The sequence below is a fragment of the Micromonospora fulviviridis genome (assembly GCF_014648395.1).
In the GTDB taxonomy this organism is placed as follows: domain Bacteria; phylum Actinomycetota; class Actinomycetes; order Mycobacteriales; family Micromonosporaceae; genus Micromonospora; species Micromonospora fulviviridis.
The window spans coordinates 378733-398191 of record NZ_BMRA01000002.1; the positions used below are offsets into that span (position 1 = coordinate 378733).

The window sequence follows — 19459 nt, forward strand, 5'->3', positions numbered from 1 at the left end:
GGCCCGCAACCGACCCGTGGAGGGGACAGGCGTGTACCGCTGGACCGACCCGATCGAACCGGATGGCGTTCCCCGACGCCCCGAGCCGCCGACCGACGAGGGACCGGCCTGGCTCACCGACCGGCCCGAGCCGCGGTCGTCGTACCTCTTCGGGGACGAGCCGGAGCAGCCCGGCCCGGCCCGTACCGAGGCGCCCACCGAGGTCTGGCGGGCCGACGCGCAGGCCACTCCATGGCGGGACGACCACACCGCAGAGCGCACCGGCAACCTCCCCGCCGCCGGTGCCGCGCACGGGTGGGCCGACGCCGGGCGGTACGCCGACGCCGACCGGACCGGGTACTCCCCGGCCGTCGAGCCGCCGGCGTACGGCCCGGCGGCCCACCCGGGCGCCCCGACGTCCCCGTACGAGCGGGCCGCCGGCTGGCACTCGGAGGAGCAGCCCGCCGACGCGTGGCGCCGCGAGGAGCAACCCGCCGCCTGGCGCCCCGAGGAGCAGCCGGTCGACGCGTGGCGCCGCGAGGAGCAGCCCGCCGCCTGGCGCCCCGAGGAGCAGCCGACCGCCGCCTGGCAGCCGGTAGCCGACGGGCGGCCCACGGCCGGCTGGCAGCCGGTCGCCGACGATTCGGCGGAGGACGCCGGCCGGCACCGGCAGCGGCGCCGCCTGCCGCGTCCCCTCCTGATCGGTGGGGCCGCCGCCGCGGCGACGCTCGTGGTGAGCCTCGGCGTGGGCGCCGTGCTGCTGCCCGGTGGTGACCAGTCGACCGAGCGGACCTCCGCCGACGCCCCGGTGGCCGCCGCCCCGCTCGCGTCCGACGGCGCCGAGGCGGACCCGGGCGACGCGCTCGCGCCGGAGTCGACCAGCCCGAGCGCCGCGCCGACCAGCGCCGCGCCGACCCCGACGAAGAAGCCCACCCCGAAGCCGAGCCGCACCACCGCGCCGTCCCGGCAACTGCCGCGGAGCACCGCGCCCAGCAGCACGGGCGCCACGACCGCCTCGGCCAAGGGGCTCAGCGCCGAGCTGCGGGAGGTCGTCAACCTGGTCAACCAGGAGCGGGCCAAGGCCGGCTGCAAGGCGCTGACCGTCGACGACAAGCTGGTGCTCGCCGCGCAGCGGCACAGCCAGGACCAGGCCGACCACAAGACCATGTCGCACGACGGCAGCGACGGCAGCGACGTGGGCGACCGGCTCGACCGGGTCGGCTACGCCTGGCGGTCGTACGGCGAGAACGTGGCCTGGAACCAGCAGAGCCCGGCCGCGGTGATGGACGCCTGGATGAACTCCCCGGGGCACCGGGCGAACATCCTGAACTGCTCGTTCACCGAGATCGGCGTGGGCGTGGCGCGGAGCAACGGGCCGTACTGGACGCAGGACTTCGGCACGCCGCGCTGAGCGGCGCGTCGTGACCGGGTCCGCGCTCGTTGACCGGGTGAGGTACGCCGGGGACGCCTGAGCGGTGCCGGCCCGTCGCCGGTGCGCGCAGGCGGCCACCGGAGACGTACCGGCAGGGGGCGGGGTGCCGCCCGCGACCCGGGAGCTGTCCATGCGGATCCGGCCGGCGTGGGCCGTGCCGCCCCGGCCGGTCCACGTCCGCCGACGTGGACCGCGCCGGGGCGTTGCGGTGGTGCTGACGGCGCTGCTGCTCGCCCCGGCGCCGGCCTGCCGGGAGCCGCTCGTCCCGCCCGGGGCGCCCACCCCGTGGCCCGTCGCGCAGGCCCGGCACTGGCAGTGGCAGTGGCAGCTCACCGGCCCGGTGGACGTCACCGTCGACGCCGACGTCTTCCTGCTCGACGCGGCGCAGACCACCTCCCGCGAGACCGGCGCGCTGCGCGCCCGCCACCGCCGCCTGGTCTGCCAGGTGCGGGTCGGCACGTACGCCGCCGCCGACCCGGACGCGAGCCGCTTCCCGGCGGCGGTACGCGGGACGGCGGTGCCCGGCCGGCCGGGCAGCCGGTGGCTGGACGTGCGCCGGTGGGACTCGCTGGAGCCGGTGCTGGCCGACCGGTTCCGGCTCTGCCGGGGCAAGGGCTTCGGCGCGGTGGCGCTCGACGACGCCGACGGCTACCTGCACCGCTCCGGCTTCCCGCTCACCTTCGACGACCAGTTGCTGTTCAACCGGCGGCTGGCCACGCTGGCCCGGCGGCTGGAGCTCTCCCCCGGGCTGGTCGACGACCTGCCGCAGGTGGCGGCGCTCGCCCCCGACTTCGACTTCGCGGTCAACCAGGAGTGCGTCCGCCGGGGCGGGTGCGACAAGCTGCTCCCCTTCGCCGACGCGCACAAGCCGGTGTTCCACGTGGAGTACACCGGCGACCCGGCCGAGTTCTGCGTCACCACGGTCGGCTACGGCTTCGCCTCGATCCTCAAGGACCGCAAGCTCGACGCCTGGCGCGAGCCCTGCCCGCTGTCCTGAGCGCCCCGGGGCGGCGGCTATGCCGTCGAGTCCGGCTTCCAGTCCTGAGCGAGGAGCCCGAGCACCACCTCGTCGAGGAACTCGCCCAGCACCCAGGCCGAGGAGCGCAGCACACCCTCGCGGACGAAGCCGTTGCGCTCGGCGGAGCGCAGCATCGCGGCGTTGTCCGCCAGCGTCTCGATCTGCAGCCGTTGCAGGCCACGCACGACGAATCCGTAGTGGCACAGCACCGCCACCACGTCGGTGCCGTAGCCCTTCCCGCGGGCGGACGGCAGCAGTCCGAGGCCGATGTGCGCGGACCGGTTGTGGTTGTCGATGCCCCACAGCGTCGCGGTGCCGACCAGCGTGCCGCCGTCCAGCTCCACCACCGAGAACGGGACGCTTCCCTGCTCCTGGTCGTCCACCACGAGCCGCGGGTCCTTCGAGCCGGGCGTGATCGGCCGCCACGGCCCGCCCTCGGCCCGGGAGGAGTTGACGACGTCGTCGTAGAGCTCGGCTCGCAGGGTCGGGATGTCGTCCTCGTGCCGGGCCCTGAGCCCGACCGTGTTGCCCCTCAGCATGCGAGCTTCCTACCGGACCGGACCGGTCATAGACAAACCGATAAGCACGTCAACCGGGATCGTGCTCGTGCTCCGCGTACCCCTGAAGAAGCGACACCGCCCCCGGCCCGGACGGGCGGGGGGGCGGTGTCGAGGGACGGCGGCGGTCAGCCGGGGGCGCCACCGGTGACCGGGGCCGGGGTGCCGGCGCCGCGCTGGGCCGGGATGCCGGCGTGCTCGGCGCTGAGCGGGGTGGCCAGCTCCTCCAGGGACTTGCCCTCGGCCTTGACGCCGAGGGTCAGCTCCACCAGGCCACCGATGATCATCACGGCGGCGCCGATGACGAAGGCGACCACGGTGTCACCGACCTTGCCGGTGCCGACCAGCTTGGCGAAGAGCAGCGGGCCGGTGATGCCGCCGGCGGCGGTGCCGATCGCGTAGAAGAACGCGATGGCCATGGCCCGGGTCTCCATGGGGAAGATCTCGCTGACCGTCAGGTACGCCGCGCTGGCGCCGGCCGAGGCGAAGAAGAGCACCGCGCACCAGCAGGCGGTCATGGTCACCGCGTCGAGCACGCCGGAGTGGAACAGCCAGGCGGTGCCGAGCAGCAGCACGCCCGAGCCGATGTACGAGCCGGCGATCATCGGAACCCGGCCGACGGTGTCGAAGAGCCGGCCCAGCAGCAGCGGGCCGAGCAGGTTGCCGACCGCGATCACCGCGAAGTAGTAGCCGCTGTTGCCCGGCGGGACGTCGAAGAAGGTCTGGAGGATCTGGGCGAAGCCGAAGGTGATCGCGTTGTAGAGGAACGCCTGCCCGATGAAGAGCGAGAAGCCCAGCGTGGCGCGCTTCGGGTAGCGGGCGAAAAGGGTCTTCGCGATCTCCAGGAAGTTGGTGCTCTTCCGCTGCTTGATCTCGATCCAGTTGTCGGCCTCGGTGAGGTCCTTGCCCGTCTCCCGCTTCACCTCGGCCTCGACCGAGTCGACGAGATGGTTCGCCTCGTCGGCCCGGCCGTGGATGAACAACCACCGTGGGCTCTCCGGGACGTGCCGGCGGACCAGCAGGATCACCACGCCGAGCACCGCGCCGAGGCCGAACGCCACCCGCCAGCCGAGGTTGGTCGGCAGGCCGTTGAGCAGCGGCACGGTCAGCAGCGCGCCGAGCGCCGCGCCGAGCCAGAAGGTGCCGTTGATGATGATGTCGATCCGGCCGCGGTGCCGCGCCGGGATCAGCTCGTCGATGGCCGAGTTGATGGCCGCGTACTCGCCGCCGATGCCCATGCCGGTGAGGAACCGGAACAGGAAGAACCACCAGGTGTCGAAGGAGAGCGCGGTCAGCGCGGTCGCCACCAGGTAGAGCCCGAGGGTCAGCAGGAACAGCTTCTTGCGCCCGAACCGGTCGGTGAGCCAGCCGAAGAAGAGCGCGCCGGTGCAGGCGCCCGCCACGTAGAGCGCTGCGGCCAGGCCGGTGACCTGGCTCTGGGTGATGCTCAGGCCGCTGCCCGGCTCGGCCAGCTTGCCGGAGAGGTTGCCGACGATGGTCACCTCGAGGCCGTCGAGGATCCACACCGTGCCGAGGCCGATCACGATCATCCAGTGCCAGCGGGACCACGGCAGCCGGTCCAGGCGGGCCGGGACGTTGGTCCGTACGGTGCCGGTCCGCACGTCGGTGCTCATGACGCGCTCCGGAGGGCTGCGGTGGCCGGGGCGCGACGACGGGCCGCCGGCGTGAGCTGTTCGTCCATGGCGGCCCAGATGCCCCGCCGCCGCGGCCGTTAATCCTGCGGTGACACCTCCGTCACAGGACGAAGGGCGGACCGGACCGGCCCGCCCTCCCCCGTCCCGTGAGTCAGCGCGCGCCGACCAGCTCCGGGGCCGGCGCGGGCGGCTCGGCCGGCGGGGTCGCCGCCCGGCCGCGCAGGAACCGCGGCGCCCACCAGTTCGCGTCGCCCAGCAGCGTCATCAGCGACGGCAGCACCACCGCCCGGATGATCGTGGCGTCCAGCAGGATGGCCGCGGCCAGCCCGATGCCGAGCTGCTTGAAGTCGATGGTGCTGAGCGTCGCGAAGATCGAGAACACCCCGACCATGACGATCGCCGCGCTGGTCACCACGCCCGCCGAGGAGGTGATCCCGTACGCCACCGCGTCCTTGTTCGACATCCCCTGGCGGATGCCCTCGCGGATCCGGCTGACCACGAAGACGTGGTAGTCCATGGAGAGCCCGAACAGCACCACGAAGAGGAACATCGGCAGCCAGGTGACGATCGCGTCCATCGAGGTGAAGCCGAGCAGCCCTTCCGCCCAGGTGCCCTGGAAGACCAGCACCAGCAGGCCGTACGCGGCCCCGGCGGAGAGCAGGTTCAGCAGGATCGAGGTGAGCGCCACCACGACCGACCGGAACGTCCAGGCCATCACGAGGAAGGTCAGCGCCAGCACGAAGGCCGCCACCAGGGGCAGCTTCGCCCAGATGTGGTCCGCGTAGTCCTCGCTGGCCGCCACGCCGCCGCCGACCGCGTACTCGACGCCGGGGATGCCGCCCAGCGCGGCCGGGACCAGGTCCTGGCGCAGCTCGTGCAGCGACCGGGACGCCTCGTCGGTGCGGCTGGCGTACGGCGTGGCCACCTCGAGCACCGACACCCGCCGGTCCTCCGACACCTTGATCTTCGGGCCGTCCCCCTCGGCCGGCGCGAAGAGCGGGTCGGCGGCGGCCCGGTCGGCCAGCCCGGTCAGGGCCGCCTTCACCCGGTCGGCCTGGTCGGCCGGCGCCCGCACGGCGACCGTGTGGCTGGTGCCGTTGCTCGGGAAGGCCGCGGTGAGCCGGTCGTACGCCTGCATGGCCGCCGTGGTGCGCGGCACGTCCTCCATGCCCGGGAACTTCAGCTTCATGCCCAGCGCCGGGGCGGCCAGGGCGAGCAGCAGCCCGACCGAGACCACCAGGGTGGCCAGCGGGGCGCGCAGCGCGGGCTTCAGCACGGCCGGCCAGAACCGGGGCCGGGCCGGCCCGCCGTGCCGCCCGACGCGCGGGGCGGTGAGGCGCCACAGCAGCGGCACCCGGGGCCGGTCGACCCAGCGGCCCAGCTTGGCCAGGAGCGCCGGCAGCACGGTCAGCGAGCCGATCACGGCGACCGCGACCACCAGGATCGAGCCGACGGCGAGCGACGAGAAGATGGCGTCCTGGGCGAGCAGCAGCCCCGCCATCGAGATGATCACGGCGGTGCCGGAGACCACCACGGCGTGCCCGGAGGTCTCCGCCGCGATCTCCACCGCGTCGAGCCCGGAGCGGCCCTTGGCCCGCTCCTCGCGTTCCCGCCGGACGTAGAAGAGCGAGTAGTCCACGCCGACCGCCATGCCGATCAGCAGGATGACGCTGGCCGTGGTGTCGGTGGCCGGCACCAGGTGCGAGGCGAGGGTGGAGAGCCCCATGGCCGCGGCCACCGAGGAGAGCGCGAGCAGCACCGGCACGCCGGCCGCGATCAGCGCGCCGAACGCGATGATCAGGATGGCCAGGGTGACCGGCAGGCTGAGCAGTTCGGCCCGCTTGAAGTCCTTGCCCAGGGTGTCGTCGAGCGCCTTGCCGATCGACGGGCCGCCGACCTGCTCGACCCGCAGCGCCGGGTGCGCCTCCTGGACCTTCGCGGTGGTGTCGCGCAGCGGCTGCACCCGGTCCGAGGCGGTCTCCGGGTCACCCGACATGGTGATCGGCACCAGCATGGCGTTGCCGTCCCGGGACGGCATCGGCGCGCCCACCGAGGTCACCCCGTCGACCTGCCGCAGCCGGGCCGTCGCGTCCTCGGCGGCGGCCTTCGCCGCGGCCGGGTCGAGCGTGCCCGAGCGGGGAGTGATGAGCACGTTCTCGGTGGCCGGCTCGTGGAAGCCGCCACTGTCGACGATCAGCTGGGCCCGCCCGAACTCACCGATCGCCTGGTCGTCGTCGGTCGCCTCGTTCAGCCCGGCGGCGTTGCCACCGACGAAGCACACCGCCACGAACACCACCCAGAGCGCGATGGCCCGCCACGGGTGCTCCGCACTCCACCGTGCCAGCCGCACGGTCACCGGTCGCCTGCCCATACCTGGGAACCCCCTCCAGACGTCGGCCCCGTGCCGACGTCTGCTGACGCTAGGGAGCGGAACGGGCCCGGACATCGGGGAACGGCCCCGGCTCGTCCCCCATCCGGCCGGCTCCGGCCGGGCGGCCCGAACCGGGTCGGCCAACCGGACAGAACGGGATTTTCAGGGTACGACCGGGGGACCCGCCGGGCCGCGGCCGGTGAGGCACACCGGCGCAACCCCGAGTCGGCTCGGGGTCATCCCCGGAGGGTGCCCCGGGGGCGGGGCTGGCAGCGCGGGCAACTGTAGGACGACCGGTTCATGAACGCCTCGCGCCGGATCGGCGTCCCGCACCGCGGGCAGGGCTCCCCCTCCCGGCCGTACGCGTTCAGCGACCGGTCGAAGTAGCCGCTCTCGCCGTTGACATTCACGTACAGCTCGTCGAAGCTCGTGCCGCCCTGCTTGATCGCCTCGCCGAGCACGTCCCGGACGTGGCCGAGCAGCCGGCCGGCGGCCGGGCCGGTCAGCGCGTCGGTCGGCCGGGCGCCGTGCAGCCGGGCCCGCCAGAGGGCCTCGTCGGCGTAGATGTTGCCGACGCCCGAGATCAGCGTCTGGTCGAGCAGCGCCCGCTTCACCTCGGTCCGCCGCTTGCGCAGCGCGGCCACGAAGCCGGCGTCGGAGAACTCCGGGTCCATCGGGTCCCGGGCGATGTGCGCGATCTCGGCCGGCAGCTCGGCCCCGCCCTCGGAGACCGACAGCCCGCCGAACGTGCGCTGGTCGACGAAGCGCAGCTCCGGACCGTCGTCGGCGAACCGGAACCGGACCCGCAGGTGCAGCTCGTCGGCCGCGCCGACCGGCTGGAGCAGGAGCTGGCCGGACATGCCGAGGTGGCCGATGAGGGCGTCCCCGCTGTCCAGCGGGAGCCACAGGTACTTGCCCCGGCGCCGGACGTCGGTGACGGTCCGGCCGGTCAGCACGTCGGCGAAGTGCTCGCCGCCCGGCTCGTGCCGGCGGACCGCCCGGGGGTGGCGCACCTCGACGGCACTGATCCGCCGGCCGATGACCCACTGGGCCAGCCCCTGCCGGACGGTCTCGACCTCGGGCAGCTCAGGCACGGCCGGCGCCCGTCTCGGCCGGGTCGCCCGCCGCCTCCTCGACGGCGGCCTTCGCGGCGGCCTCCGCCTCGGCCTGCTCGGTCAGCATCCGCCAGGCCGACTCGGCGGCCCGCTGCTCGGCCTCCTTCTTGCTGCGCCCCTCCGCGCCGCCGTACCGGTTGCCGGCCACCACCACCCAGGCCGTGAAGGTCTTGAGATGGTCCGGGCCGGTGCCCTCGATCCGGTACTCGGGGACCCCGAGCCCCAGCGCGGCGGTCAGCTCCTGGAGGCTGGTCTTCCAGTCGAGCGCCGCGCCCCGGCCGGCCGACTCGGCCATCAGCGGGTCGAACAGCCGGTGGATCACGATGGCCGCGGTGTCCAGGCCGTACTGGAGGTAGATCGCGCCGAGCAGCGCCTCCAGGGTGTCGGCCAGGATGCTGGCCTTGTCCCGGCCGCCGGTGGCCTCCTCGCCCTTGCCGAGCAGCAGGTACGCGCCCAGCCCGTCCGGGCCGAGGCCACGCGCCACGTCCGCGAGGGCACGCATGTTGACCACGCTGGCCCGCAGCTTGGCGAGCTGCCCCTCGGGCAGGTCCGGGTGGTTGTGGAAGAGCGCCGTGGTGATCACCACGCCGAGGACCGAGTCGCCGAGGAACTCCAGTCGCTCGTTGGTGGGCAGCCCACCGTTCTCGTACGCGTAGGAGCGATGGGTCAGTGCGCGCTCCAGCAGTTCCGGGTCGAGCGACACCCCGAAGGCCGCCTCCAGGTGGCCGACGGGAGCACGCCGCCGCTTGTCGTTGGTCATGGCGCAACCTCGGTGTCGTTGTGGTCGGGTGCGGGATCGTGCGGAACGTCGTCGAGCAGGGTCGAGACGGTGTCGGTGGCGCCCCGGCGCCACAGGTGGGCGGCGAGGGCGATGCCGGAGGCGACGTCGTCGGGCCCGGCTGCGCCGTGGCAGACCACCACGGTGCCGGCCACCCCGAGCAGGGCCGCCGCACGGGGCGCGCCGCCGCTCGCCGGGGGCCCGCCGGCCATCGCGTACGCGCCCTCGATGGCCTTGAGCAGCACGTTGCCGGTGAAGCCGTCGGTCACCACCACGTCGGCGCGGGCGCCGAGGGAGACGTCGTACCCCTCGACGAGGCCGATGTAGCGGGCGCCGCAGGGCAGCGACACGGCGGCGAGGGCGGGGTCGGCGGAGCGGCGGAGCCGGTCGCCCTTGCCCGCCTCGATGCCGACGGAGAGCAGCCCGACCCGGGGCGCCACGATGGCGTGCGCCACGGCCGCGTAGGCGGCGCCGAGCACGGCGTGCCGGGCCAGGGTGGCGGGTCCGGGTTCGAGCGTGCCGCCGACGTCCAGCAGCACCACCGGCCCTTCGACGGCGGGCAGGGTGGCGACCAGGGCGGGCCGGCGTACGCCGGTCCAGCGGCCGAGACCGAGCGCGGCGGCGGTGACGGTGGCACCGGTCGAACCGGCGGAGACGAGCGCGTCGGCGATCCCGTCGCGGACGGCGTGCACGGCCGCGCGGACAGTGCTCTCCCCGCGCGCGGCGGTGGGATGGTCGGCCATGCCGACGACGGTCCGCACCGGGCGGACGGTGACCCGGGTGCGCTGCTCCGGGTCGAGCGCACCGATCAGCCCGTCGGCGACCTCGGTCGGTCCGACGAGCAGCAGGTGCAGGTCAGGGTCGGTACGCACGGCCCGCAGAGCGCCGTCAACCACGACGGCGGGAGCATCGTCCCCGCCGAGGAGGTCGACGGCGATCCGCGCGGTGCCCGGCTCCGTCGGCGCGCCGGCCGGGGAACGGCCGGCGGCGGAGGGAGCCGGGGCACCGGGCGAGAGCCTTGGTGCGTGCGCCACCCGACCGGTGGTCGGGGACGTCACTCGGCGCCGTCAGACCTCGAGGACCTGACGGCCGTTGTAGGTGCCGCAGACGGAGCAGGCGGCGTGCGGCAGCTTGGCCGACTTGCACTGCGGGCAAGGCACGGTCGCGACCGCCGTGGCCTTCCAGTTCGCCCGGCGGGCGCGGGTGTTGCTGCGCGACATCTTGCGCTTGGGGACGGCCACGGTTCTTACTCCTCTGTACGGGTCAGTTGCGACAGGCCCGCCCAACGCGGGTCGATCTGCTGGTGACTGTGGTCGGCCGGCAGATCGTCCCAGTGCACCCCGCATTCGGGGCACAACCCTGGGCAGTCCTCCCGGCAGAGCGGGTTGGTCGGCAGTGCGAGCACCACCGCGTCCCGCAGCGCCGGCTCCAGGTCGATCAGATCGCCCTGCATCCGGCCCACCTCGTCCTCGTCGGTCGTGTCGTCCGTGGTGCTGTTCTCGTACGCGTACAGCTCCTGGATCGTCACGGCCACCGAGTCGTCGATCTCGCGCAGGCAACGGCCGCACTCGCCCTTGACGGGACCGGTGACGGTCCCGGAGACGAGCACGCCCTCGGACACCGACTCCAACCTCAGGTCGAGGTCGAGGTCCGCGCCCTCCGGCACACTGATCAACTCCACGCCGAGGTCCGCCGGTGCCGGCACGGTCCGCCGATGCGTACGCAACGCGCCAGGCCGACGCGGCAGGTCCCTCGTGTCGAGGACCAGCGGCGACCTGGGGTCGAGTTGGCTTGGCGAGTGTTTGGGCATAGTCAGACTCCGGCCGGTGAGAGGCCGACAAAAAAGGTTACCTGGGCGACCGCCGGACCGTCGAACCGGGGGCGTCGCCGCCCCGGCCCGGCGGCTGCCGGCTGTCGGCCGCCGGCCCGCGTGCCGCTCAGAAGGGTAGCGGGCGATCCGCCTCGTCCCCAGCGAAGGTGCCGATCTCCCGCAGCGCGTGCATCTTGTCCCGGCCGCGCTCTATCGAGGCGAGCGCCCGGGTCAGGAACTGCTCGAAGTTGGCCAGGGCGGTGTCGACGTAGTCGTCGACCTCCTCGCGCAGGCGCTGCGCCTCGGCCCGGGCCTCGGCGATGATCCGGGCGCCCTCGTGCTCGGCGGACACGGTGATCTCGTTCACCGAGACGAGGCGGGCGTGTTCCGCCTCACCCTCGCTGATGATCCGGTCGGCCTCGCGCTTGCCGGCCTCCATGATCTTGTCCCGCTCCTCCAGCAGCGCGGCGGCCCGGCGCAGGTCGGCGGGAAGCTCCACGCGCAGCTCGTCCAGGGCGGCGATCATCTCGCCCCGGTCGACCATGCAGTTGTTGCGCGACATCGGAACGGAGCGGGCCTGCTCCACCATGGCGATCAGTTCGTCGATGCGATCGAGCGGGTCCACCGGTACCTCACTCCTGTCGTTCGTCGGCCGACCTTCATGATGCGGCCTGCGCCCGGGTTCGGCGCTGCACACATCATGTAACGCGCCCTCTACCCGCGCCGCTGCACCCCTACCCGGCGCGTCGCCCGCCCCCCGACTCGCCGATCTTGCACTTTCCGCCCGGGCATTCCGCCCATCCCGGACGGATACGGGGGCTCCAACTGCAAGATCGCGCAGAGGGTCAGGGGCGGAGGCGGGCCACCAGTTCCTCGCGGACCACGTCCGGGACGTGGGCGGAGATGTCGCCGCCCCACTTGGCCACGTCCTTGACCAGGCTGGAGGAGAGGAAGGAGTAGAGCGGGTTCGTCGGCATGAAGAGCGTCTCCACGCCGGCCAGGCCGATGTTCATCTGGGCCATCTGGAGCTCGTAGTCGAAGTCGCTGACCGCCCGCAGGCCCTTGATCAGCACGCTCGCCTGCTGGGCGCGGCAGAAGTCGACCAGCAGGCCGCGGAACGACTCGACCCGCACGTTGTCGTACGAGGAGGTCACCTCGCGGAGCATGTCGATCCGCTCCTCGACCGTGAACAGCCCCTGCTTCGACTGGTTGACCAGCACGCCGACGATCACCTCGTCGAAGAGCCGGCTGGCCCGGCCGATGATGTCGAGGTGTCCGTTGGTGACCGGATCGAACGAGCCGGGACAGACAGCACGTCTCATGATCGGCGACCGTACCAAAGGGTGGTCTCGCCGTAGCGGCGGCTGCGCCCGGCAGTGATGCCCTCCACCCACTCGACCTCGCCGGTGCGGCTGGAGCGCTCGACGACCACGAGGGCGCCCGGGGCCAGCCAGCCGCCGCCGACCAGCGCGGCCAGCATCGCGGTGATCTCCTCGCCGGGTACGGCGTAGGGCGGGTCGGCGAAGACCACGTCGTACGCCCCGCCGTCCGGGCCGGCCGCGAGCACGGTGGCCACCTTGCCGGTGACCAGGCGGGCGGCCGGGGCGGCCCGGAGCGCGGCGATGTTCTCCCGGATCACCCGGGCGGCCCGGGGGTCGGACTCGACGAGCAGCACGTGCGCGGCGCCCCGGGACAGCGCCTCCAGCCCGACCGCGCCGGAGCCGGCGTAGAGGTCGGCGACGCGGGCCCCGTCGAGATCCACCTCGGCCTGCACCGCACTGAACAGCGCCTCCCGGACCCGGTCCGAGGTCGGCCGGGTGCCGGCGCCGGGCGGCGCGGCGATCCGCCGGCCGCCGAGCGCCCCGGCCACGATCCGGGTCACCGCCTGCTCCCGCACATGCCCCAGACGCTACGCGACGGCGGGGCCGGGCCGGGGAGACCACCCGGCGCGACGGCCGATCACCTGCCGTACATCAATGATCTCAAATTCATAACAGACCCTTTACGAGCCGTCGATAGCGGTAACGCCCGCGGTGTCGATTTCGCTAGGGTCTGCCCGGTTGTCGGCTCGCCTCGCCGGCACCGGCGTCGGGACGGCCGCCACGCGGATCCGCAAACCTCTCCGCGCGCGCCCCGGTCCCACGCCACCACCCCGAAACCCCTCAATCCGGGAGTACCCGTGATCCGTACCAGGCTGTCGCCGCGGCGACCGCTCGCCGTGCTGGGCGCCGCCCTGCTCGGCCTTGCCGGGGCCGTGGCGGTCTCCACCCCCGCCAGCGCCCACCACACCACCATCACCGCCACCTCCGCCTGCGACCAGCTCACCGGCGAGCGGGTCCTCACCTGGACGGTGGAGAACAGCGAGCAGGACAAGGCCGCCACGCTCCAGCAGGTCACCCCGAACCCGAAGACCGACGTGACCGTCGCCGTCGAGGGCGCGCCCGCCATCCCGCTGGAGGGCACGGTCGTCCCCGACGGCGACTCCGTCCAGGCGGTCCAGCGAGTGCCCGGCGACACCCGGTCGGCCTCGCTGACCATCTACGCGCTGTGGAAGAAGAACGGCAAGGACCACACCGACACCGGCACCGTCGACCTGGCCCGGGACGCGCCCTGCGCCCCGGCGCCGAAGTGCGTGGACCTCGACAAGGCCACCTACAGCCACACCTTCGACGGGCCGAAGGGCACGGCCACCGTCAAGCTCGACGGTGACCTGCCGCTCTGCGGCGACGGCAGGCAGTGGTTCACTCTCGTCTCCTACTTCGCCCCGCGCCCGCGCTTCGCCACCCCGCAGTACGTGCACGGCACCCCGGCCAGCGACTGGATCGGCGGCACGAAGACCGCCATCGACCTGAAGGTCGACCTGCCCGACTGCAACACCCAGGTGGACCTCATCTGGGGCGACGCCAGCCAGGTCATCGACCCGCTGACCGAGGACGGCAAGCGGTACGGCAACCTCAAGCTGGGCTCCCCGGGCGCGCCCGGCAGCCGGTCGCACGGTCCGCAGGGCTGGTACAACGGCGGCAGCCGCAGCTGCACCAACCCCGCCTCGCTGTTCACCGCCAACTGCGACGGCACGGTCACCGTGGCGCTCAGCAACGACGGCAGCCTGAGCCGCTACCCCGTCGAGTTCGAGGTGCGCGGCGCGAACGGCTGGTCGAAGAAGGTGACCGTCGAGCCGGGCAAGGCGAACACCGACACCGTCGTCCCGGCCGCGAACGCCGGCACCGTCGAGGTGCTGGTCGACGGCAAGGTGCTCGACAAGGGCAGCTACTCCTGGCAGCGGCCGGAGGACTGCGCGCTGCCGACGGTGGCCGCCAAGGCGACCTGCGACACCTTCACCCTCACGGTGGCCAACCCGAAGGGCGGCCTGCCGGTCAAGGCCGAGCTGACCTACGGCGGGCGCACCGAGACCCGCACCGTCGCGCCGGGCGGTACCGAGAAGGTGACCTTCAAGGCCGGCAAGGACGAGCAGGCGACCGTCGCCCTGCCCGACCTCGACCTGGAGATGGAGGCCGTCTACGCCCCCGAGCAGAACTGCGGTGGCGGCGGTGGCGGCGGCGCCGAGCCGGGCCTGCCGGTGACCGGTGCGGCGGCCGGCGTCATGGCGGCCGTGGCCGGTGCCCTGGTGGCGGCCGGCGCGGTGCTCTTCGTGGTGACCCGGCGGCGGCGGATCCGCTTCACCGCCTGACGTGAGCCCGACCCGAGGGCGCGCCGACCACCCGGCCGGCGCGCCCTCGGCTCATTCCAGGAGCGCCGCCGACACCAGCGCGGGATCGACCTCGGCCTGGTTGGTCAGCAGCACCACGCGGCGGTCCGAGTCGGGGAACCAGCCGGCGAACGCCTTGTAGCCGCCGTTGTCGCCGGAGTGGTGGACCGCCCGCTCCCCGGCCAGCGGGCCGATGAAGCAGCCGTAGCCGTACGCCTCGCCGGGGCGGCCGGTGGGCGCGTGCGGGGTGGTCATGGCGGCCACCCCGGCGGGCCCGAGCAGCCGGCCCCGGCGGGGCACGTCCAGCCAGGTGAGCAGGTCCGCCCCGGTGCACCACACGTCCCCGGCGCCCATGCTCACCGTGTCCAGGTCCCAGGACGGGACCGGCCGGCCACCCTCGTGCCCCGTCGCCACGTCGTCCCGCCCGGCGGCGTCGCCCGCGAAGCTGCCCATCATGCCGAGCGGCGCGAAGACCTCCTCGGCGAGGAACTCGGCGTACGGCCGGCCGGTCACGCGCTCGACGGCCCGGGCCAGCAGCACCCAGCCGGGGCTGCTGTAGTGCCAGCCGGCTCCCGGGGCGAACAGCGGCGGCTGGCCGGCGAAGACGGCCAGCAGCTCGTCGGGCTCGGCCGGCCCGGCCAGGTCGATCATCGGGTAGTCCTCCCAGTGACCCAGCCCGGAGGTGTGGGTCAGCAGGTGGTGCAGGGTGATCCCGGACCAGGCCGGTGGCGGGTCCGGGAGCCAGCGGTTGATCGGATCGTCCAGGTGCAGCGCGCCCCGCTCGGCGAGGAGCAGCACCGCGACGGCGGCCATCTGCTTGCTGATCGAGGCGATCTGGAACCGGGTCGCGGCGGTGCAGGGCGACCCGGCGTCGGCCGCACCGGTGACCCGCTCCACCTGGAGGTCGTCACCCCGGGCCAGCAGGAGCACGCCGCGGTCGAGGGATGGAGTGGACATCGCCCGAGCCTAGGCCCGGCCGGCCGGCCGGTGGGGGCGGCCGGGTCAGCCCTTTTCCAGGTATTCGGCGCGCTCCTCGTCGACCAGGGCGGCGACCGAGGCGGCCAGCGCCGGGTGCCGGGCCAGCTCCGGGTCGTCCTCGACCAGGGTGATCGCCTCGGCCCGGGCGTCCCGGATGAGGTCGGTGTCGCGCAGCAGCGACAGCAGCCGCAGGTGCGACCGGCGGCCGGACTGGGTGGCCCCCAGCACGTCGCCTTCCCGGCGCTGCTCCAGGTCCAGCTCGGCGAGCTTGAACCCGTCGGTCGTGGAGGCGACCGCGTCCAGCCGTTCCCGGGCGGGGGAACCCTCCATCGCCTCGGTGACCAGCAGGCAGAGGCCGGCGGCCGACCCCCGACCCACCCGGCCGCGGAGCTGGTGCAGCTGGGAGACCCCGAACCGGTCGGCGTCCAGCACGATCATCACGGTGGCGTTCGGCACGTTGACGCCCACCTCGACCACCGTGGTGGCCACCAGCACGTCCAGGTCACCGGCTGCGAAGGAGCGCATCACGGCGTCCTTCTCGTCGGCCGGCAGCCGCCCGTGCAGCACCCCGATCCGCAACCCGTGCAGCGGCCCGTCGGCGAGCAGCGGGGCCACCTCGGTGACGGCGACCGGCGGCCGGCGGCCGTTGTCGTCCTCGCGAGGGGCCTCCTCGTCCGAGGCCGGCCCCTCGCCGATCCGCGGACACACCACGTACGCCTGGTGTCCCTTGGCGACCTCCTCGCGCAGCCGGCGCCAGGCCCGGTCGAGGAAGGCCGGCTTCTCGGCGGCCGGCACCACGTGCGAGGCGATCGGCGAGCGGCCCTGCGGCAGCTGCGACAGGGTGGAGATCTCCAGGTCGCCGTAGACGGTCATGGCGACCGTGCGCGGGATCGGGGTGGCGGTCATCACGAGGACGTGCGGCGGCTGGTCGGCCTTGGCCCGCAGCGCGTCCCGCTGCTCCACGCCGAACCGATGCTGCTCGTCGACCACGACGAGCCCCAGGTCGGCGAAGTCGACCCCCTCGTAGAGCAGGGCGTGGGTGCCGAGCACGATGCCGGCGCGCCCCTCGGCCACCTCGGCGAGCGCCCGCCGGCGGGCGGCCGCGCCCAGCGAGCCGGTGACCAGCTCCACCCGGGTGGCGTCGTCGGCGGCGCCCAGCTCGCCCGCCTGCGCGAGCGGGCCGAGCAGGTCGAGCATGCCCCGGTGGTGCTGGGCGGCGAGCACCTCGGTCGGGGCGAGCAGCGCGGCCTGCCCGCCGGCGTCGACCACCTGGAGCATGGCCCGCAACGCCACCACGGTCTTGCCGCTGCCCACCTCGCCCTGGAGCAGCCGGTGCATCGGGTGCGCGGTCTCCAGGTCGGCGGCGATCTCCCGCCCGACGGCCTGCTGGCCGGAGGTCAGCTCGTAGGGCAGCCGGGCGTCGAACGCATCCAGCAGCCCGCCCGGCTTGGCGGGCCGGGCCTTCGCGGGCCAGGCCGCCGCCCGGTGCTTGCGCTGTACCAGGGTGAGCTGCACGGCGAACGCCTCGTCCCACTTGAGCCGGCGGCGCGCCTTGTACAGCTCCTCCTTGCTGGACGGGCGGTGGATCTCGCGCAGCGCGGCGCCGATGCCGACCAGGTTCCGGCTGGCCCGCACGGTGGCGGGCAGCGGGTCGTCCGGCGGGGTGAAGGTGTCCAGCACCACCCGCACGCAGCGGGCGATCACCCAGGTCGGCACGGCCGCCGCGGCCGGGTAGACCGGGATCAGCGCCCCGGCGAACTCCTCGACCTCCTCGTTGGCCGCCGCCTCGCCGTCGCCGCCCTCGCCGAGCAGCACGTACTCCGGGCCGTTGAGCTGCCGCTTGCCCCGGAACTCGGTGACCTTGCCAGCGAACAGCCCCCAGCGGCCGGGGCGCAGCTCCCGTTCCCGCCACGCCTGGTTGCCGAAGAAGGTGAGCGTGAGCAGCCCGCCGGAGCCGTCGCCGACGGTCACCTCCAGCAGGTTGCCCCGGCGCTGCCGCATCGGCCGGACCGCGGTGCGCTGCACCTGGGCCAGCACGGTGACCTGCTCCCCCACGTCCAGCGAGCGGATGTCGGTGTGCTCGCCGCGCTCGTCGTAGCGGCGGGGGAAGTGGTAGATCAGGTCGCCGGCGGTGTGCAGGTCGAGGTGGCTCGCCAGGGCCTTGGCGGTGCGCTCACCGACCAGCTTCTTCAGCGGCGTGTCCACGGTGGCCGGTTCGCTCGTCATTCGACCCCCACGAGGAGCGGATAGTGCGGTTGCCCGCCCTCGTACGCCTGCACCTCGACGAACGGCCAGGACCGCTCGACGTGCTCGCGTACGCGGTCGGCCAGCCCGGCCGGGGCGTCCGCCCCGCAGAGCAGGGTGACCAGCTCGCCGCCGCCGCCCAGCATCCGGTCGACCACGGCGGTGCAGGTGTCGAGGAGGTCGGCGCCGATGAGGTGCACCTCCCCCTCGACCAGCGCCAGCACGTCGCCCGGCCGGCACGGCCCGGCCACCGTGAGCGCCTCCCTGCTCGCGTGGCAGACCTCGGCGTAGCGGCAGGCGCCGGCGGCCTCGGCCATGGCGATGACGTCGTCCTCGAAGCGCCGCTTCGGGTCCCGCACGGCGAGGGCGGCGAGGGCCTGCACCGGGGAGCGGGTGGGCACCACGCTCACCTTCACCCCGAGCCGGTGCGCCTCCCGGGCGGCCGCGCTCGCCACCGACTGGGTGTTGGGGTCGTTGGGCAGCACCACCACCCGGGCCGCGCCGGTGGCCCGGATCGCGTCGAGCAGCTCGCCGGTGGACGGGTTGGCCGGCACCACGGTGGCGCCCTCGGCGCCGAACAGCTCGGCGATGCCGGCGCCGGTGGCCACCACCACGGCGGCCCGGCCGTCGGGCAGCGGCGCCGGCAGCGGCGCGGCCGGGGCCACCTGGTCGGCGAACCGGGTCACCGTGATCCGGTGCGGCCGGCCGGCAACCACGCCGGCCTCGACGGCCGCCCCGACGTCGTTGACGTGCACGTGCACGTTCCACGTGCCGCCACCCGGGCCGCCGTCGCCGACGATCACCAGGGAGTCGCCGAGGCCGTCCAGCTCCCCCCGCAGCCGCGTGACGGCCTCGTCGGTGGCGTCGAGCAGGTACTGCACCTCGTAGGCGTACGCCGAAGAGCCGGTCTCCCGGACGGCGGTGGCGGGCGGGCGGGCCGCGGGCGGCGCGGGCGCCGGCTGCGGCGCGCTCTCGCCGGTGACCACCTCGACCAGCGCGTCGAGCAGCAGGCAGAGGCCGCGCCCGCCGGCGTCGACCACGCCGGCCCGGGCCAGCACGGGCAACTGCTCGGGGGTACGCGCCAGCGCGCGCGTCGCCTCGCCGGCCGCCGCCCGGGCCACCGTGCGCAGGTCGTCGGTGTCCGCCCGCTCGGCCGCGCGGGCGGCGGCGGCCACCACGCTGAGCAGGGTGCCCTCGACCGGGTGGGCGACCGCGGCGTAGGCGGCGGTCGTGGCGTCGGCCAGCGCGGCGGCGAGCTGCCGGCCGCGGACCGCCGGCGCGGCGGCGAGCGCGTCGGCGAAGCCGCGCAGGATCTGCGAGAGGATCACCCCGGAGTTGCCCCGCGCCCCGAGCAGCGCGCCCCGGGCCATCAGCCGCAGGGCGTGCCCGTGCGGGGTGTGCCCGTCGTCGGGCAGGGTCTCCAGGTCCATGGCGAGGGCCTGCTGGGCCGAGGTGAGGGTGAGCACCAGGTTGGTGCCGGTGTCGCCGTCGGGGACCGGGTAGACGTTGAGGTCGTCGATCTCGCCCTGGTGCCGCTGGAGGGCGGCCAGCCCGCTCGCGCACCAGCGGCGCACCGCGGCGGCGTCGAGGGTCTCCAGCACGTCGGGAAGCCTACTGGCGCGCACTGACACGCGCCGGATCCGGCCGCCTCCGGCCGGCGTGTCCGGTGGCCCCGGGCCGGCGCGGCCCACCGGCGCCCCGGGTACGCTGGGCGGGCTCCGTCGGCCACCCGACCGGGCCGGTTGGGCGTACCGGCCGGTCATCGGGTAACCTGGCCAGGTTGCCCGGGCTGCGCCTGGCGGCGACCCCATGAACG

General features: G+C 74.4%; 17 protein-coding genes. 3 read left to right on the plus strand and 14 right to left on the minus strand.

What is annotated here, in order from left to right; genetic code table 11:
• Positions 1–31 precede the first annotated feature (31 nt).
• A complete protein-coding gene (locus tag IEY96_RS06715; RefSeq protein ID WP_189193918.1) occupies positions 32–1390 on the plus strand; it encodes a CAP domain-containing protein in 1359 nt (452 codons plus the stop codon).
• 151 nt (positions 1391–1541) lie between these two features.
• Complete coding sequence (locus IEY96_RS06720; protein ID WP_189193919.1) at positions 1542–2408, plus strand: endo alpha-1,4 polygalactosaminidase; 867 nt, start codon at positions 1542–1544, stop codon at positions 2406–2408.
• 17 nt (positions 2409–2425) lie between these two features.
• On the opposite strand, the gene IEY96_RS06725 is transcribed toward IEY96_RS06720, so the two are convergent.
• From IEY96_RS06725 to rsmD, 11 genes are all read right to left on the minus strand, one after another.
• A complete protein-coding gene (locus IEY96_RS06725) occupies positions 2426–2968 on the minus strand; it encodes a GNAT family N-acetyltransferase (RefSeq protein WP_189193920.1) in 543 nt (180 codons plus the stop codon).
• A 146-nt stretch (positions 2969–3114) separates the two neighbouring features.
• Complete coding sequence (locus tag IEY96_RS06730) at positions 3115–4620, minus strand: MFS transporter (RefSeq protein WP_189193921.1); 1506 nt, start codon at positions 4618–4620, stop codon at positions 3115–3117.
• A gap of 172 nt (positions 4621–4792) precedes the next feature.
• A complete protein-coding gene (locus tag IEY96_RS06735) occupies positions 4793–7012 on the minus strand; it encodes an MMPL family transporter (protein WP_189193922.1) in 2220 nt (739 codons plus the stop codon).
• 236 nt (positions 7013–7248) lie between these two features.
• Complete coding sequence (mutM, locus tag IEY96_RS06740) at positions 7249–8106, minus strand: bifunctional DNA-formamidopyrimidine glycosylase/DNA-(apurinic or apyrimidinic site) lyase (RefSeq protein ID WP_189193923.1); 858 nt, start codon at positions 8104–8106, stop codon at positions 7249–7251.
• Positions 8099–8887, minus strand: a complete 789-nt coding sequence (rnc, locus tag IEY96_RS06745; protein ID WP_189193924.1) for a ribonuclease III — start codon at positions 8885–8887, stop codon at positions 8099–8101. Before rnc ends, mutM begins: the two co-directional genes overlap by 8 nt.
• On the minus strand, positions 8884–9843 hold the full coding sequence (locus IEY96_RS06750; protein WP_229791462.1) for a phosphate acyltransferase PlsX: 960 nt from the start codon (positions 9841–9843) through the stop codon (positions 8884–8886). Before IEY96_RS06750 ends, rnc begins: the two co-directional genes overlap by 4 nt.
• 129 nt (positions 9844–9972) lie before the next feature.
• On the minus strand, positions 9973–10146 hold the full coding sequence (gene rpmF, locus IEY96_RS06755) for a 50S ribosomal protein L32 (protein WP_091312500.1): 174 nt from the start codon (positions 10144–10146) through the stop codon (positions 9973–9975).
• 5 nt (positions 10147–10151) lie between these two features.
• Entirely contained in the window at positions 10152–10715 is a 564-nt protein-coding gene (locus IEY96_RS06760; RefSeq protein WP_189193926.1) for a YceD family protein, read from the minus strand.
• A 127-nt stretch (positions 10716–10842) separates the two neighbouring features.
• Positions 10843–11340, minus strand: a complete 498-nt coding sequence (locus IEY96_RS06765) for an SPFH domain-containing protein (protein WP_091312510.1) — start codon at positions 11338–11340, stop codon at positions 10843–10845.
• 220 nt (positions 11341–11560) lie between these two features.
• Positions 11561–12037, minus strand: a complete 477-nt coding sequence (coaD, locus tag IEY96_RS06770; protein WP_189193927.1) for a pantetheine-phosphate adenylyltransferase — start codon at positions 12035–12037, stop codon at positions 11561–11563.
• Positions 12034–12597, minus strand: coding sequence for a 16S rRNA (guanine(966)-N(2))-methyltransferase RsmD (gene rsmD, locus IEY96_RS06775; protein WP_189194261.1), 564 nt, complete (start codon positions 12595–12597; stop codon positions 12034–12036). Before rsmD ends, coaD begins: the two co-directional genes overlap by 4 nt.
• A 297-nt stretch (positions 12598–12894) precedes the next feature.
• Here rsmD and IEY96_RS06780 point away from each other — a divergent pair, with 297 nt between their 5' ends.
• A complete protein-coding gene (locus IEY96_RS06780; RefSeq protein WP_189193928.1) occupies positions 12895–14403 on the plus strand; it encodes an LPXTG cell wall anchor domain-containing protein in 1509 nt (502 codons plus the stop codon).
• Between the two features lie 51 nt (positions 14404–14454).
• On the opposite strand, the gene IEY96_RS06785 is transcribed toward IEY96_RS06780, so the two are convergent.
• From IEY96_RS06785 to fakA, 3 genes are read right to left on the minus strand one after another with little or no spacing between them, the layout of a single operon-like run.
• Positions 14455–15378 (minus strand): serine hydrolase domain-containing protein, encoded by a 924-nt coding sequence (locus IEY96_RS06785; RefSeq protein WP_189193929.1) that lies wholly within the window; start codon positions 15376–15378, stop codon positions 14455–14457.
• Between the two features lie 45 nt (positions 15379–15423).
• The gene (recG, locus tag IEY96_RS06790) at positions 15424–17625 is read right to left on the minus strand and encodes an ATP-dependent DNA helicase RecG (RefSeq protein ID WP_189193930.1); all 2202 of its coding nucleotides are present in this window, start codon (positions 17623–17625) and stop codon (positions 15424–15426) included.
• Positions 17622–19244: a DAK2 domain-containing protein gene (gene fakA, locus IEY96_RS06795; RefSeq protein WP_189193931.1), complete on the minus strand. Its 1623-nt coding sequence runs from the start codon at positions 19242–19244 to the stop codon at positions 17622–17624. Before fakA ends, recG begins: the two co-directional genes overlap by 4 nt.
• Between the last annotated feature and the right edge of the window lie 215 nt (positions 19245–19459).